We start from the raw sequence: 16,682 nt of genomic DNA, 5'->3' as shown, positions 1-16,682 counted from the left end.
TCTATGCCATTGGTTATTGTAGCGGTTGGGATATTAGCATTACTAGTATTAATCATGGGATTCAAATTAAACACATTTATTTCATTAATCATTGTTTCGTTCGGCGTTGCTTTATCACTTGGGATGCCACTAGGTGAAATTGTCAAAACCGATTGAAGCCGGATTAGGCGGAACACTTGGTCATTTAGCATTAATCTTTGGACTTGGTGCGATGCTAGGCAAGTTAATCGCAGATTCAGGGGGCGCTCAACGAATTGCGATGACGCTAGTCCACAAATTTGGAGAAAAAAATATTCAGTGGGCTGTAGTTGCTGCTTCATTTATTATAGGTATCGCCTTATTCTTTGAAGTAGGTTTAGTGTTATTAATTCCAATTGTATTTGCCATTTCCAAACAATTAAAAGTTTCTATTTTACATCTCGGCATTCCGATGGCAGCTGCTTTATCCGTGACACACGGTTTCTTGCCACCACATCCAGGACCAACAGTAATTGCTGGTGAATATGGTGCAAACATTGGCGAAGTATTACTTTACGGTTTTATTATCGCCATTCCAACTGTCATTATTGCTGGGCCTTTATTTACAAAGCTTGCGAGAAAACTCGTACCTGAATCATTTACGAAAACTGGTAATATTGCCTCTTTAGGTGAACAAAAAGTATTTAAACTTGAAGACACACCTAGTTTTGGTATCAGTGTGTTTACAGCAATGCTTCCGGTTATTTTAATGTCGATAGCTACAGTTGTTACTTTGCTTCAAAAAACGATGGGATTTGAAGATAATCGTGTACTCGAAATTATCCGTTTTATTGGTGATGCATCGACTGCCATGTTAATATCCTTATTGGTTGCCGTCTATACAATGGGACTAGCAAGAAAGATTCCGATAAAAACTATCATGGATTCTTGTACAACAGCGATTACACATATTGGTATGATGCTCTTAATCATTGGAGGCGGCGGTGCTTTCAAACAAGTATTAATTAATGGCGGGGTAGGTGACTTTGTAGCCGAGTTATTCAAAGGAACTTCATTATCACCAATTTTACTTGCATGGATCATCGCAGCAATTTTACGGATTTCCTTAGGATCTGCTACCGTTGCATCTTTAACAACTGCTGGTTTAGTTATTCCGATGTTAGGTCAATCCGACGTTAACTTAAGCTTAGTCGTACTTGCAACTGGAGCAGGGAGCTTAATTGCCTCACACGTGAATGATGCTGGTTTCTGGATGTTTAAAGAATATTTTGGTTTGACTATGAAAGAAACATTTTCAACATGGACATTACTTGAGACAATCATTTCTGTGACTGGATTAGGGTTTATCCTATTACTAAGTTTATTCGTATAAGGTGAATGATCTAGTCGAGCTGATTGTTCATCACCCATGATAGGTTATAAATGATTAAAGGAGAAGGGAAATAAATGCGTAATACAATTGGTGTCATTGGTTTAGGAGTAATGGGCAGCAATCTAGCATTAAATATGGCTAGTAAAGATGAAAAAGTAGCTGTTTATAATTACACAAGGGATTTAACCGATCAACTTATACAAAAGAATAATGAACAACATATCTACCCGTACTACGAAATTCAACATTTTGTTCAGTCCTTAAAAACCCCAAGGAAGATTTTTCTTATGGTCACAGCTGGCGAAGCGATAGATTCTGTGATTCGTTCATTCCTTCCTTTTCTTGAGTCAGGCGATATTATCATGGACGGTGGGAACTCCCATTACAAGGATACTGCACGTAGGTATGATGATTTGAAGTCTAAAGGAATCGGTTATTTAGGAATTGGTATTTCTGGTGGTGAAGTTGGGGCTTTAAATGGACCATCAATCATGCCTGGGGGAGATAGAGATGTATATGACAAAGTAGCGCCTATCCTCACAAAAATAGCAGCCCAAGTTGAAGATGATCCATGCTGTGTTTATATGGGTCCTAAAGGTGCAGGTCACTTTGTAAAAATGGTCCATAACGGGATTGAGTATGCAGATATGCAGCTGATTGCCGAAGCCTTTACTTTTTTAAGGGAAAGGTTATGCTTGCCTGTTAGTGAAATTGCTGACATCTTTGAAACATGGAATCAAGGAGAACTAAAAAGTTATTTGATCGAAATCACAGCCAAGATTTTAAGAAAAAAAGATGAAAATACGGGCTTGCCACTTATAGACGCAATTCTTGATAAAGTAGGCCAAAAAGGCACTGGGAAATGGACAAGCATTCAAGCAATTGATAATGGTATACCATTATCAATCATTACAGAGTCATTGTTTGCCCGTTACCTGTCTACCTTAAAAGAAGAACGGGTCTATGCAGAAAATATACTAGCGGCCCCAGAGCATGATCATCGGATTTTAGAAAAAGATTTGTGGATTGAGTATATAAGACAAGCATTATATATGAGTAAAGTGTGCATTTACGCGCAAGGATTTACCCAATATAAAATGACTTCAGAACTTTATGACTGGAATTTGCCTTTAAAAGATATTGCGCTAATTTTCCGTGGTGGCTGTATCATTCGTGCGGAATTTTTAAACGTAATAAGTGAAACCTATCTAGCACAACCGAATCTGAAAAATTTATTAATCGCACCCTATTTTGCGGAAAAAATCAAAAAGTACCAAGTCGGATTGCGAAAAGTTGCATGTGAGGGTATCAATGCAGGTATCTCGTTTCCGTGTTTAAGTACCTCGCTTACCTATTACGATAGTTATCGGACAAGCATTTCAAATGCCAACCTTTTGCAAGCACAACGCGATTATTTTGGTGCCCATACGTATGAACGAAATGATTCAGAAGGATTCTTTCACACAGACTGGCAATAATCAATTGTGACAAAATCACTTGGTATCAGATACCTATAAGAAAACTGGCTGGTGCCTGACACCAGCCAGTTTTTGCTGAAAATACATGAGCCCTTAGAAGTGCTTACTGATGAACTCTATGGCTTTACGATTATGATCTCCTGTAACGGTATGTCCAGAGAATGGATATGGAATGATCGTTTTCTCCGATTTGACACGATTATAGGCAGCATAGATCGTCTCCGGCATCGTGATTAGATCCTTCAGACCGACTGTCACGAATAGGGGGATGTGTATTCGATGAGCCAAGTTCATGTTGTCGTAATAACTAAGCGTCTCAATCACCTTGTTCAGTTGTTCGGGAAACCGTTCGATGAACGATGCCACCTCCGTTAAGGAACTGCTTGAATTCATTATTCCATAATCCATTTGACACATATTCGGGATATGGGCCACCGCGATCGCCGGTTTGTCCGACAAGGCTGCTGCAATCATTGCCAATCCGCCCCCTTGGCTCACGCCTGATACGCAGATGCGAGTATGATCAACCTCTGGTTGTTCACTAACTAGGTCTAATGCTTTAATAGCATCAATCGTGATCGCTTTGTAGTAACAGGTATCGGGGTGTAAAATTCCTTGCGTAATCCAGCCCTTGGTCATCCCATAATCCTGCGGAATCAAATTGCCCGTTTCCCCAGCTTGGCCCCGAATATCGATTGCGAATACCGCCATTCCCATCAGAATATAGGGAGCGTATTCCTCTGGATATCCTTTGCTTCCCGAATATCCATGATAATACACAATACAAGGTAGCTTCTCATCACGCGAAAACTTTGGAAGTAAATACCAGCCATGAATTGGTGTTGCATCGAAGCCTTCATACTCTATCTTATAAACTTCCATATAAGTAAATGGCGTTTCCACAAGAGTCCTCTTTGAATTCAGAGGTTTGGAAGCAAATTGCTTCAACGTTATATCCCAATATTCATCGAGATCTGATTGAGACGTTAATGGTGGAGATATTTTCTCAAGGTCTTTAATCTTTCTAGATATCGCATGACTCATTTCGTTAGTCGACTCCTTATAACCTATGAATTATTATTCTAAATATTTTAAATGATAAAACCATTTCGTATTACAGTCGTCATTATAGATCCTTCCATTTTGCCCACATTTCTTGTGGATTCAGCTCGTAAATTTCATTCTCCCTAAACATAAATTGGTGCATGATAAATTCCCTCCGGATCGTTGCAAAATCTTCATGGAAACTTTTAATAAATTGATTGATTTCCTTCTCGGTATACTTCTGTCCTTTATTCAACTTCAACACTAGATGCTCTAGCACAATAAGTTTCTTCTTTAGCTGAGCAGGTACACTTTTCAATTCCCCTTCGGATGTGAAGAAGTTTCTAATGACAGAGTCTTTCATTCGTTTATGGTCATCATTCACAGTGTCCGCATCTCCTTTGGAATTATTTTTTTTGTAAATCAAATTTTCGGTGGCGGTGGCGTTATTCTTGATGAAGTAATGATTTAATGAAAAATAAATCGTATTTTTATCTCTTCGCTCGTTAATCAGACTAGCTTCTCGCAGTTTCGTCGCATGATGCGTTATTGTTGCAGGTGTAACATACAGCTTTTCTGCCAACACTTGACCATTAAGTTCCCCGTCAGCGAGCAGAATTAAAATCTTTATTCTTGTAGGGTCTGCAAGCGCCTTATGATAGCTGACCACCTTTTCCAATTGCATAAGTCAATCAACCCCCCTATCTGATTTGATAATCATCTAATTTAATAATCGCTAAATTAGATGATATTATAATCGTAATAATCTGTCAACTCAAAGATTTGCGTTGGAACAGCAAAAAGACACGGAATTTGAACTCCGTGTCTTAGTATTTATTTTTTGTTAAATCGCCTGAAGTCCTGCGGCGTTCAGGAAGTTCCATGGTTTGTTGTAATTGGGCTGGAAGAAGAAGTCAACGAATCCCAGCGCATCGATAGTCATCCGATTCTGGATGCAAACCGAGATAGTATTGATAGATTGCGTCAAATCGACTTTGGACATCACTTGTGCTCCGACTATGATTCGAGTTGCTTCATCATAAACGACTTTGAAAGTAACTAATTCAGCAGTTGGCATAAATTCAGGACGATAGCTATCTGCTATTGTAACGTTTTTCACATTCATACCCAAGGAAATAGCCGCAGTTTCTGTCAAACCAGTCGATGCGATGTTGTAGTCATATATTTTAATGCCTGAGGTGCCTTGCGTACCCATATATTTAATAGTTGGATTTACTAAGTTGTGCGCCACTAAAGCACCCATTCGCACTGCGTTAGTAGCAAGAGGGATGTAAGCATGCTCGCCTGTCGGGTTGTATTTAATTGCACAACTATCGCCAGCGGCATACACACCCGCCTTACTAGTACGCATATATTCATCGACGATTATTGCGCCGTTATCCAATCGATCTACTTGATCTTTGAGCAGTTCAGTATTGGGCCTAAATCCGATGCAAAGAATAACCAGATCAGCTTCGTATTCTCCTTTGGTAGTAATGACCTTCGATATTTTGCCGTCAACACCTTCAAATTTAGTTACAGTCTGCCCCAAAGCAAGGCGTATAGAGTGATCAGTCAAAGCTTTCTCAGCAACCTCAGTAAATTCTGGGTCCAGGTATTTATTCAAAGCACGGTCAAAGCTATCGATCAGCGTAACCTTTTTGCCATTCATTTGAAAAGCCTCAACGAGCTCAATACCAATATATCCTGCGCCGACGACAACGATATTTTGCGCTGTTTTGGCTTTGTCGATAATCGTATTGGAGTGATTGAAATTTTTGCAGAGTAGAATATTGTCCAACTCAATGCCTTCAATGCCTGGCATAATTGGCCATGACCCTGTCGTTACGATTAACTTATCATAGGTTTCTTCCATTTCCTCGTTCTTTAAAAGATTCCGAACACGCAATGTTTGGTTAGCTGTATCCACAGAAATGACTTCGTGCTGCATATTCATAGTTACGCCAAGTTCCCTTAACTGCTCCGGAGATGAATAGAACAAGCCTTGTGGGTCTTTAACTACTCCACCTACATATAGTGCGATTCCGCAGGACAAGAAAGAAATGTTATCATTACGCTCATATACCGTGATCTCTGCTTCTGGGTAAAGCTTGGCTGTATTTACAATGGCTGATGTTCCTGCGTGTGTACACCCGATTACTACTACTTTCATGAATAAGCCCTCCTAGTATGTGCAAGTTAGTATAACTAGCAAACAATCTTGTGAAATGATTCACAATCAAAAGAACAAAAAGTACCGTATGCCTCGTCTTCAGAAGACGGAACGCCAATCCTACTGGAAGAAATGCCCGTGACATATTTCATTGACAATTTTGTATCGCTAATAATACTGATTATAAATCATTGTGAAAAAAAACACAAACACGTTAAATAGATTGGTATAATTTAACTAAAAGCAGACTTAAACGATTCGATAAGCTATTTCTTTGTTACATACACAAACCGCCCTTACCTCTTAGGGAGGAAGGGCGGCTCTATTAACGAAACATAAAATCTTTATTCTTCTGTCGGGTTAAGGTACACATCATCTTCTTCGTTATCGCGTATCGTCTTTTGCAACACTATACAGGAAACAATGAGAAATGCGCCAGCGATGCCATAGTAACCCTTTACATAAAAAGGTTCTTCTAACGTATACAATCCGATGTATTGAGCCAAAACCGCGAGAATAAAACCAGCCCAAGCCATAAAGGAGAACGCTGAAGTATTTCTATATCTGTGGTTCGGAGATTGTTCCTTTAAGAACTTATCCTCGTCATTATCCCTAGCTACCTTCTGCAAGAGGAACGACGTAATGATTAGAAGAACTCCAGTAACTGCGTAGTAACCCTGTACAGATAAGGGCTGTTTCAGCGTGTAAATGCCTACGAACTCAAACCCACAAGCCAAGACAAATGACGCCCAAGCCATAAATGAAAACGTAGGGGTATTACGACGACGATAAAAGTCTGGCTTCTTGCGAGTTGGTATAATTTCCATGTATGAGCCTCCCATAATTGGTTATAATATCATTTTACAACATTTCCCTTAAAATGACAGTACTAAAAGTACTATTTTGTACTAGAACCTGATACTAAGAGTAGATATTAGTGATACGCAAAAAAACTGACTCCTTTCGAAGTCAGTCTTAATCAATGTACCCTTTGAATGTATATTACGTAACCGTCATTTTTACAGTGTCATTGAACGCCCATAACGAGCTAAATATTCTTCCTTTACTTTATAATCTGGCATAACACTTCCAACACGTCTCCAAAATGATCTATCATGATTCATATGAAGAAGATGACATAGTTCATGGATGATCACATAATCTATAACTTCTATTGGAGCCATTGCTAGACGATAGTTAAAGGTTAGATTCCTATCCGAGCTACAGCTCCCCCATTTGGTTCTAGACTCTACAATCTCAATGCTTTTGGGTCTTACCCCTAGCTGCGTCTGATATATTTTGATTCGTTCTCCTATAACTTTCTTACAGCTTGCGATATAGAACTTCTTGAGATTTTTTTTGAGCTCCTCTTCCTCTAACTCATTCGTCTCTATTAATTCATGAAGAGAATACTCTTTGCCAAGATGAAGGAACTTCCCTGTATCATGATACTCTTTGATCTTAAGGGTTATCGATTCACGGGCAGCTGCAATATGTTGTAATTTCTCAAGTATCCATTTACCTTGATGTTCCATAGCGCTTATAATGCTCTCTTCATTTGTACCATTAGGAACTTTAACCGTTATGAAACCTATCGAATCGATATGAATTGATATTTTCTTTCTCTTTCCATATTGAACATTAAATTCTATTGTATGATTGTCAAATTCAAATTTCATAACACCCGTCGTTTCTATACCATAATTTCTATCTATCATACCTCCAAATGGTATGACTATTTGTTAAATTGTTTTCCGTTTGCTGAGCCTGTTTTTCTTCCTTTGGTGAACCACTCAGATCTAGGCTTACGTGCTGGATTTGTCCTGGGTTTAGCAGGCTTTTTGGCTGCTGGCTTTGATGATACCTCCACCTTTATAGGCTGAGCTGCCCCCATCATTGGGTAAGGGTGATCTGTTACCTCTGGAATTGTCTTGCGAATTAATTTCTCAATATCCTTGAGATACGGAATTTCTTCTACTTCGCAGAAGGAAATCGCCTTTCCACTGAGTCCAGCTCTACCCGTACGACCAATTCGATGAACGTAGGTTTCTGGGATATTAGGAAGGTTGAAGTTGATCACATGTGATAGTTCATCAATATCAATTCCTCTTGCTGCGATATCCGTCGCTACGAGCACCCTAGTTGCACCACTTTTGAAGTTACTGAGTGCATTCTGGCGTGCATTCTGAGATTTGTTCCCATGAATGGCCTGAGCAGAAATTTTCTCTTTGGTCAGTTCCTTTACAACACGATCAGCACCATGCTTAGTACGAGTAAAGACAAGTGCCGAAACAATGGATTTATCCTGCAAAAGCTTATTCAATAGATTTTGCTTGTTTCCCTTATCAACCAAATAAACCGATTGCGTAATCCGATCTACAGTAGAAGATACTGGCGTAATTTCTACCTTAACTGGATTAACCAGTAGTGATTTGACCAGTTTCGAGATTTCTGACGGCATCGTTGCCGAGAAGAAAAGCGTTTGTTTTTGCTTGGGCAGTCTACTGATGATTCTTTTCACATCATGAATAAAGCCCATATCTAACATGCGATCAGCTTCATCGAGTACGAGTATTTTGACATATTGTAAATCAATACTCTTCTGATTCACAAGATCGATGAGTCTACCTGGTGTAGCGATTACAATATCCACACCCTGCTTGAGCGAACGCTCCTGCGCTCTTTGCGAAACACCACCAACGATGGCTGTTGAACGCAAACCAGTGTATTGTCCATACGCCTCGATGTTATCAAATATTTGCAAAGCAAGTTCTCTTGTTGGTGTTAAAATTAATGAGCGAACACGTCGCACAGTCGTTTTACTTTGCTCAGCGCTTAATAATTGGATAATAGGTACAGCAAATGCAGCAGTCTTGCCTGTTCCAGTTTGAGCGACTCCTAATAAATCTTTGCCAGCTAACACAGCAGGGATTGCCTGCTCCTGTATCGGTGTTGGCGAAGTATAGTTCTCTTTACTTAAAGCTTTTAAAATCGCGGGTATTATATTCAATTCATTAAATGTCATTGTGTCTCCTTAATATGAACTACATATATTCTTAATCACGTAACTACAAGCTATTCTTATTGTCTTGTTGTGTCTCTATAAGCCATCCCTTTATGTCGTAACAAATAAGGATAACACAAATAAGCAAAAAAAAATACAAGCTTGGTATTCGGATAGCCATCTTCATCGATCTGGAAATCCACGATTGGTTCCGTCAGTTCTGCAGAAAAAAGGCTTCCCTCAAAGGAAGCCTCTGTACAAATATTAACCTATATACTCTCCTGCTTTAATGCATCAATAATGTTTTCTCTTTTTACTTTTGAACTGGAATATAGCATGGCTGAACTAACAATGACGAATACAGCAGCAATGGCATATAGCATACTTGTCCATGGAAGTATGAATTTATAGTTAAAGCTGTTCATCGATGCTCTGTAGATCAAATACATGATGATTACACTGATTGGCAGCCCATAAAGCAGCGATTTTATGCCATAAAAGATACTTTCGTAATTCATCATTTTATTAAAGCCTTGTGGTGTCATACCAACCGATTTGAGCATCGCAAATTCTCGTTTACGAAGTGAAATGCTCGTAGAAATCGTATTAAATATATTCGCAATCGATATTAACGTAATTAATACGATAAAACCGTAAGTAAATACGGACATGAGCATAATCATCTGTTCTTCCTGCTGTCTGCTTTGGTACACATTATAAACAGACATATGACCTTCTTTTATCTCCTCAATTTGCCGTTGTGTATTCATTGGATCCGTACTTTTGAGGTAGATATAGGTTTGAATTTCGCTCATTATTTTATCGTCAATCAGTTGATTCATGACCTGTTCCGAAACAATGATGTTTAACCCACCTACTCCTTCAGAATGAATACCCATAGGGAGTTGATCTGTCAAAGCAGCAATCTTCACTTTATTTAAATCTATCCATTTTTCTGTTTCTCCACCTGTATAAATTAAATCAATACTATTGCCAACCTTCGTATTTATGGCTTTTGTTTCAACATATTTCCCTGCCATCATATCTTCGTAAATTGTCGTATCAATTACAACCGCGGCTAATTGTTCGGGGTCAACTAGCTGTTCGTAATCTGCACCAATTGCTCTAGCATAGGCTCGCAAACTCTCTTCGTTAAGTGCATTAACCTGAATATGGTAAGGATATTTTCCATTCTCAAGCATTCTATTATCCATCTTCACCCGCTCTTGCAACTCTTGTGCAATTGATGCTTCTTCTATCCAAGAGGTTACACCCAGTTTATGTATAACACTAGCTTCTGTTACATCCTTCAGGGTTGCTATGGCTTGGATCAATTGATCATTGGTTGCTGTGTCTCTACTACCCATATAGATTTGAATGTCATAATTCACACCATCCTGTGAGAGTGCAAGCGATTTGGTCAAACTGGAGGTGAAGAAGGATACTGCTAAAAACAGAACAATGCTGATGATAAGTGAAAACACGGTTGCCTTGTATCTACGTTTATTTCTCTTTAAGTTTTTCAAGCCGATTTCCGCTTCAATTCCAAAAAGCCTCCGAATGAGCTTGGACGTTTTGACAGCTTTGCCAGTTAGTTTAACATCAGTTGTTTGCCTGATTGCATCAATAGCAGAGATCTTGGAAGCCTTCATGGCTGGCAGATACGTGGATATGAAAATGGTCAGGATCGAAACCGCACAAGCAACTACTATTGATAAAGGTGTAACGATCATTATAAATTTCTCTGTTAATCCTAATGCTCCCTGAATCATGGAGTTAATGAACATAAAGGTTATGCCAATTCCCACAAGACCGCAAATAATGCCAATGGGGATCGAGATCAAGCCTATGATCATTCCTTCAAAAAATACCGAGTTTCGCTTCTGTCTTCTGGTCGCTCCCACACTTGCAAGCATCCCTAAATGACGTGAACGTTCTGAGACGGAAATAGCGAATGCATTGTAGATTAACGAAACTGACCCAATAATAATGACCCCCATAATGATCGCAGACAATGAATAAAGCGTGCTGCGCAAGCCATCATTATTTGTTAAGCCGTAATAGTGCAATAAATCATTGTTAAATATAATAGATTCTTTATCGATTGCATTTGCCTTAGCTAAATCTTCAGCATGCGTATATAAGGTGCTGTTGATCTTATTTAAGACAACCGTAGCATTCACCTTGTCAACAGCATCAATTAGACTTTCATCAACATAAGATAGGATGGTATAACCAGGAGCCCAGGTCTGTTCCCATGTCGGACGCTTGATGACACCTACTACTGTATAGCTTGCCGCACTTTTATTATTTAAGATTTCCGTATTCTTATCATCCACCAGTCGTAAGGGGTCATTCTGTGTGAGCGCTCGCTCCGAATCCTCACCGTCTTCTGCGAATCTTTCTCCAACCTCGAGTGTTAACGTATCACCAATCTTGTATTCCACTTTAGCTCCCGATGCAATTTCCTCAGAAATAACAACTTCATTGCTTGCTTGTGGAAGTCTTCCCTGACTTAGTTCAATCGGAAACTGCTCAAAGCCCTGTGTATTATATTCCCTGATAAATAAATAGGGCTTACTTTGATTGCGTCCCCCTTCTAAAGGGGCATAGCCACGATCTCTTGAGATCACCATCTTCTGAGTTGCCTCATCGTCTTTAACCGCTTCAAGCTGCGCTTTGTTCACATCTTTGTACAGGACATGCCATTCTCCGCTGTCTGCGATCGTCTGCCTTTGCATTAAATTCATGAAAGAGACGCCAAGAGTTGCAACAGCCGTCACCATCGCAACGGATATAATGACACCAATAATGGTGACAAGCGTCCGTCTTTTGTTCTGCTTTAAATGCCTTATCGTTAGTTTATTGACAATATTCATGGACGGATCACCTCATCCTTGGCGATCCTCCCGTCTTCAATCGCAATGACTCTATCAGCTTGCAGAGCAATCCGTTCATCATGGGTAATGATGATCAACGTCTGATTATAGGTTCGATTAAACATTTTCAATAAATCAATGATTTCACCGCTATTCTTGCTATCGAGGTTGCCTGTTGGCTCGTCTGCCAGCATAATAGCAGGATTGCTAATCAGTGCTCTGCCTATTGAGACCCTCTGCTGTTGTCCGCCGGAAAGCTGATTGGGCAAATGATTTAAACGGTTTTGCAGATTTAATGCTTTCACTATATCGCCAAGCTGCCTCTGATCCACCTTATGTTCATCAAGCAGCAAGGGCAGCGTGATATTCTCTTCAACCGTCAGGACTGGAATCAGATTATAAAACTGATAAATCAGGCCAATCTGCCTACGCCTAAAGATCGCAAGCTGCGTTTCATTCAGGCTATAAATGTCTGTGTTATCAACGAATACTTTGCCGTCTGTTGGTCTATCCACACCTCCAAGCATATGTAGAAGCGTCGATTTCCCAGAGCCAGACGGGCCAATAATGGCGACAAATTCACCTTTTTTTACTGAAAAAGAAACGTCATCAAGTGCCTTTACGGCTGTTTCGCCTTTGCCATACATTTTAGACAGATGTTCTATTTTTAAGATTTCCATTGTTAAACCTCCACGATTCTCGTAATGGGTTTAGTATATCTGCCTAAAATGACTATCAAGTGACTGTTAAATGACAATATAGTCACTTAACGTTTATTCTGAAATCACGAATCAATTTCAGAAATTGATTCGACTTACTTATAAAACTTTATCCGAAACTGTGCGCCCTTTCCCTTCTCACTCTTAACAACGATATGTCCATTCTGGCTTGTTATAATACTGTGAGCCATAGCAAGACCAATACCGATGCTATCTTCGCTTGCATTCTTGCCTTTATAAAAACGTTTGAAAATATAGGGTAAATCTTCCTTTGGAATTCCTTTACCGTTATCTGAAATGACAATTTCCGTAAACAGCGCATTTTCTGAAAAAGTAATGTCGATCACACCGCCTTCATGCGTATGCTCCACACAGTTTTTCAAAATATTGATCACTGCTTCAGCTGTCCAATTAAGATCACCATGAAAAGATACGGTATGATCCCCGTTTATCGAAACCGTTTGTTCTTTAATGTCCATTGGAATCAGCACTGGCTCTAACGCTTTTTGACAAAGCTTTTCCACCACGACATGTTCTTTTTTGAAAAGTACCGTTCCCGCATCGATTTTGGAAAGCTTTAATAAAGAAGAAACAAGCCACTTGATCCGTTCCAGCTGAACGTGAATATTGTGTGTGAATTCCGTTCTTTTCTCTACTGGCAGCTCAGCATCACTTAATAAATCAGCCATCACCATCATTGAGGTAATCGGAGTTTTGAGTTGATGTGATATATCCGAAATGGCATCTGTAAGCTGAATTTTATCTTGCTGCAAAATGGAGCTCTGCTCTAATAGCATGAGCGTCACTTTATAAATATCATTCTTCAAAATACTAAGCTCGCCTTCTTGATTATCGCGAACATCAAGAGAATAATCGCCACCACTAATTTGGCGTAAATAGCCAGAAAGCTTTTCTATTTCGTGATATCTCCACCTCGTAAATAATAGACTGCTACCAATTAACAAAGCAGAAATGATGACAATGAGCACCGTGGCAACGGACGAAAAAAAGGACGCTACAACAATTCCGGATAAACTGATCGAGCACATCACAAATAATATAATTTTAATTTCTCGGTTACGCAGCATCTAATCACCTACCTTATAGCCTAGTCCGCGCACCGTTTTTATTATGGTTGGGTTTTGCGGATGATCCTCCAATTTTTCTCGCAGCCTTTTGATATAAACGGTTAATGTATTATCATTCACGAAGTCTCCCGCCACATCCCAAATTTGTTCCAAAAGCTGATTTCTTGAGAGCACCTGTCCGACATGGTTAGCAAAAATTAGTAATAAGCGGTACTCTAAAGCAGTTAGCGTAATTTCATTGCCTTTTTTATAAACCTTTCCTTCGAGCATATTAATTCGAATATTATCGATCTCGACGGTATGTGTTTGAGTCTGTTTATGATATCTTCGCAAAACTGATTTGATCCTTGATAGAAGCTCCCGAATACGAAATGGCTTTGTAATATAATCATCTGCCCCCATATCAAGCCCCATCACGACATTAACCTCATCATCAATCGCTGTTAGAAAAATAACAGGAATATCGCTACGCTCTTTCACAATCTTACACAATTCGTAACCACTTCCATCTGGAAGTGATAAATCGAATAAACATAAAGTGAATTGCTCTAACCCTTCCTCTAACACCATTTTCGCAGAGGCAGCATCATAGCAAAGCACCGTAGAATAATGATCTTGCTGCAACGAATATTCAAGTCCAGATGCGATCGTTCTATCATCTTCCACAAGCAAAATTTTCATCTGATGATCATCCTTACTTTGTTTTACTCTAGATAAGCCTTATGAAGTTGACTTACGCAACTCGCCAACTTATTACATCATATTTCCAGTTATGTTGCAAAAACAAGTAAAAACCTCTCCGGCAGGAGAGAGGTCTAATCAAACTTGATTGTGTTATTTTCACCTTACATATATATTAGTATTATGATTTAGGAAGTTTAACCCAATTGAGACTGACTACTTTCACTTATGGGGTGTTGTTTTGGATGTTATTGCATGGATTGACTTAATCATTTTTTTCCTTTTGTTTGCTTTATTTGTTTATGTATTTGCCTCTGTTACAATAACTAACCTGCACAAGGCTTATTTAGCATTCCATTTTGCTATGATGTTATGGCCTTTCTGCCAGTTTGCTATAAAAGCAACGGATAACTCCGCGATTCAATTATATCTTATAAAACTCGCTTTTGTTGATTTGTCTCTGCTAGCCATTGGATGGCTATTCTTCACACTTTTCCTTACTGGTCAGTCTCCGTTTCCTCGAAGAAAAATATCCTTAGCGATTTCTGTTCCTGCTCTATTAGTAGCGCTCGCCGTAATATTCAATCCAAATGCTATGTTCGTCCAACCTATACACGGCAGTTACATCCAAAGATCTTATGGATCTCTTTTTTGGTTTACTATTATTATTTTGATAGGCTATATCTTAGTTTCACTTTATATCATGTATCTGGCTTTAGTCTCAGACAACGCATCTCGAATCAAAAAACAGGTTAAGCAAGTGCTCAAAGGGATCTTGGTGATGACTGCGTTCATATTGTCGGATATATTCCTCAATGTTGCATTCCCCCAAACCCAAGCGATAGTTCCTGGATTGACATCTCTCGGCATTCTACTTTCTGCTATCTTTTTTGTCATTGCCATTCACCGTAATAAAGTATTTGATATTGTTACCATAGCTCATCAAGATATTACTAACACGATAACACTTGGGATTCTGGTGGTTGATGATAATGAAATAATTGTAGAAATGAATCAGTCGCTGCCTCCCTACATTGACTTGCATATAGGTGACCGCTTCGATATATCAGCCATCTTCCCACAAGAAGAGCTTGTTTGCACAGCTGATTTGTTTATTAAAACTTACCAAGAATGTCCTCTGGAGAGAGGAGAAATTGAAATAATCTACAATAAAATTGACCGATGCCATGTCAAAATTCAAGTTTCGCCTATCATGGTTCGCGATACAATGGTTGGGCGAATTATTACATTTCAGGACATGAGCGAGCTGCGTCGTCTCATTGATGAGACCAAACTTCAGAACGAAATCCTACAAGACCGTAACCAATCGTTAATTGCGATTCAGCAGGAGCTTTATCAAACAAACCAAAAACTCGAGCAAATAGCGATAACCGACAGCTTGACAGGTTGTTATAATCGAAATTACTTGGCACAACAGTTACAGAATGAAGTGATAAGAAATATGAAGGATCAAATGCCGTTTTCGTTACTTCTATTAGATATCGACTTCTTTAAACTCATCAATGACACTTATGGACATATAGTCGGTGATGAAGTGATATGCAGCACTGTGGAAATAATCAAACAAACTCTGCGGCAAACTGACATTTTGGCTCGCTTTGGTGGTGAAGAGTTTATTATTTACCTACCAAATACGATTCCATCTCAGGCACACATCTTGGCTGAACGAGTCATATCTGCAGTCGAATCGAATAAGATGATCTTCCCTAATGTCAACAATTCTGTATCGATTACCATTAGTATGGGATTGCTATCTATTAGTAATTTCACAATTGAAGAATCTAAAAATTCACAAAATATTTTGAGTGAAATGTTTCAATCAGTGGACAAAGCCTTATATCAGGCAAAAAGAGAAGGCCGCAATCGAATTGTGAGTATCGTAAACTAAGCCAATCGTCGTTTCCTGCTGCATCCCTTACAACAAACGTATAGATGCCATCTTGTTCAAGTTCGGACTTTTTTTAATCAATCGAGGCAAGATATCCATCTCCTATCTTTTTCATTTGTTGCTTATCTTCTTCTCTTGTTAATAGGCCCAATCGGTTCATGATCGTTACAAAACGATAAAAGTCCCTGCTTCCTCCTCCCGGTTCAGTCACAATTCTGAGTTCAACAGCTTTATCGATAGCATCCTTAGCCCATGGTGGAACAGGACCAGAAAGAAGCTCTTTAATTTCCTGTACATCAGCTTGCAGCTTCTTGATTTCCGCAATCATAAGGTCGTTCATATGTTCGTCCTCCTTG

At 39.2% G+C, this 16,682-nt stretch carries 13 protein-coding genes and 2 pseudogenes; 3 read left to right on the top strand and 12 right to left on the bottom strand.

Annotated features, from left to right (window positions below):
- The first annotated feature begins 3 nt into the window (after positions 1-3).
- Both AC1DOK_RS10595 and gnd read left to right on the top strand, forming a co-directional pair.
- Positions 4-1,351 (top strand): annotated as a pseudogene (locus tag AC1DOK_RS10595) (GntP family permease).
- A 74-nt stretch (positions 1,352-1,425) separates the two neighbouring features.
- Positions 1,426-2,829, top strand: coding sequence for a decarboxylating NADP(+)-dependent phosphogluconate dehydrogenase (gene gnd / locus AC1DOK_RS10590; RefSeq protein WP_477554235.1), 1,404 nt, complete (start codon positions 1,426-1,428; stop codon positions 2,827-2,829).
- 93 nt (positions 2,830-2,922) lie between these two features.
- Here gnd and AC1DOK_RS10585 read toward each other — a convergent pair whose 3' ends face one another.
- From AC1DOK_RS10585 to AC1DOK_RS10535, 11 genes and pseudogenes are all read right to left on the bottom strand, one after another.
- A complete protein-coding gene (locus AC1DOK_RS10585; RefSeq protein WP_477554234.1) occupies positions 2,923-3,873 on the bottom strand; it encodes an acetylxylan esterase in 951 nt (316 codons plus the stop codon).
- Positions 3,874-3,955: 82 nt separating this feature from the next.
- Positions 3,956-4,558: a DUF2087 domain-containing protein gene (locus AC1DOK_RS10580; protein ID WP_477554233.1), complete on the bottom strand. Its 603-nt coding sequence runs from the start codon at positions 4,556-4,558 to the stop codon at positions 3,956-3,958.
- A 159-nt stretch (positions 4,559-4,717) separates the two neighbouring features.
- Positions 4,718-6,046 (bottom strand): FAD-dependent oxidoreductase, encoded by a 1,329-nt coding sequence (locus AC1DOK_RS10575; RefSeq protein WP_477554232.1) that lies wholly within the window; start codon positions 6,044-6,046, stop codon positions 4,718-4,720.
- 344 nt (positions 6,047-6,390) lie between these two features.
- Positions 6,391-6,582 (bottom strand): YiaA/YiaB family inner membrane protein, encoded by a 192-nt coding sequence (locus AC1DOK_RS10570; RefSeq protein WP_477554351.1) that lies wholly within the window; start codon positions 6,580-6,582, stop codon positions 6,391-6,393.
- A gap of 84 nt (positions 6,583-6,666) precedes the next feature.
- A pseudogene (locus tag AC1DOK_RS10565) lies at positions 6,667-6,804 on the bottom strand (YiaA/YiaB family inner membrane protein); the annotation flags it as partial.
- Between the two features lie 261 nt (positions 6,805-7,065).
- A complete protein-coding gene (locus tag AC1DOK_RS10560; protein WP_477554350.1) occupies positions 7,066-7,725 on the bottom strand; it encodes a M48 family metallopeptidase in 660 nt (219 codons plus the stop codon).
- 56 nt (positions 7,726-7,781) lie between these two features.
- Complete coding sequence (locus AC1DOK_RS10555) at positions 7,782-9,071, bottom strand: DEAD/DEAH box helicase (protein WP_477554231.1); 1,290 nt, start codon at positions 9,069-9,071, stop codon at positions 7,782-7,784.
- 248 nt (positions 9,072-9,319) lie between these two features.
- Positions 9,320-11,929: an ABC transporter permease gene (locus tag AC1DOK_RS10550; protein ID WP_477554230.1), complete on the bottom strand. Its 2,610-nt coding sequence runs from the start codon at positions 11,927-11,929 to the stop codon at positions 9,320-9,322.
- Positions 11,926-12,609 (bottom strand): ABC transporter ATP-binding protein, encoded by a 684-nt coding sequence (locus AC1DOK_RS10545; RefSeq protein ID WP_477554229.1) that lies wholly within the window; start codon positions 12,607-12,609, stop codon positions 11,926-11,928. The genes AC1DOK_RS10550 and AC1DOK_RS10545 overlap by 4 nt, the downstream gene beginning before the upstream one ends.
- 134 nt (positions 12,610-12,743) lie before the next feature.
- The gene (locus AC1DOK_RS10540) at positions 12,744-13,736 is read right to left on the bottom strand and encodes a sensor histidine kinase (RefSeq protein WP_477554228.1); all 993 of its coding nucleotides are present in this window, start codon (positions 13,734-13,736) and stop codon (positions 12,744-12,746) included.
- Positions 13,737-14,417, bottom strand: coding sequence for a response regulator transcription factor (locus AC1DOK_RS10535; RefSeq protein WP_477554227.1), 681 nt, complete (start codon positions 14,415-14,417; stop codon positions 13,737-13,739).
- A 241-nt stretch (positions 14,418-14,658) separates the two neighbouring features.
- Here AC1DOK_RS10535 and AC1DOK_RS10530 point away from each other — a divergent pair, with 241 nt between their 5' ends.
- Positions 14,659-16,326, top strand: a complete 1,668-nt coding sequence (locus tag AC1DOK_RS10530; protein ID WP_477554226.1) for a histidine kinase N-terminal 7TM domain-containing diguanylate cyclase — start codon at positions 14,659-14,661, stop codon at positions 16,324-16,326.
- A 73-nt stretch (positions 16,327-16,399) separates the two neighbouring features.
- Here the strand turns inward: AC1DOK_RS10530 and AC1DOK_RS10525 are convergent, their stop codons facing one another.
- Positions 16,400-16,666 carry a hypothetical protein gene (locus AC1DOK_RS10525; RefSeq protein WP_477554225.1) on the bottom strand — a complete coding sequence of 89 codons (267 nt, stop codon included), beginning with the start codon at positions 16,664-16,666 and terminating at the stop codon, positions 16,400-16,402.
- Positions 16,667-16,682 lie beyond the last annotated feature (16 nt).

Source organism: Paenibacillus sp. P5_B5 (assembly GCF_056400365.1).
Note: the sequence above shows the minus strand (reverse complement) of the source record. Positions and strands in the feature narration are given on the sequence as shown.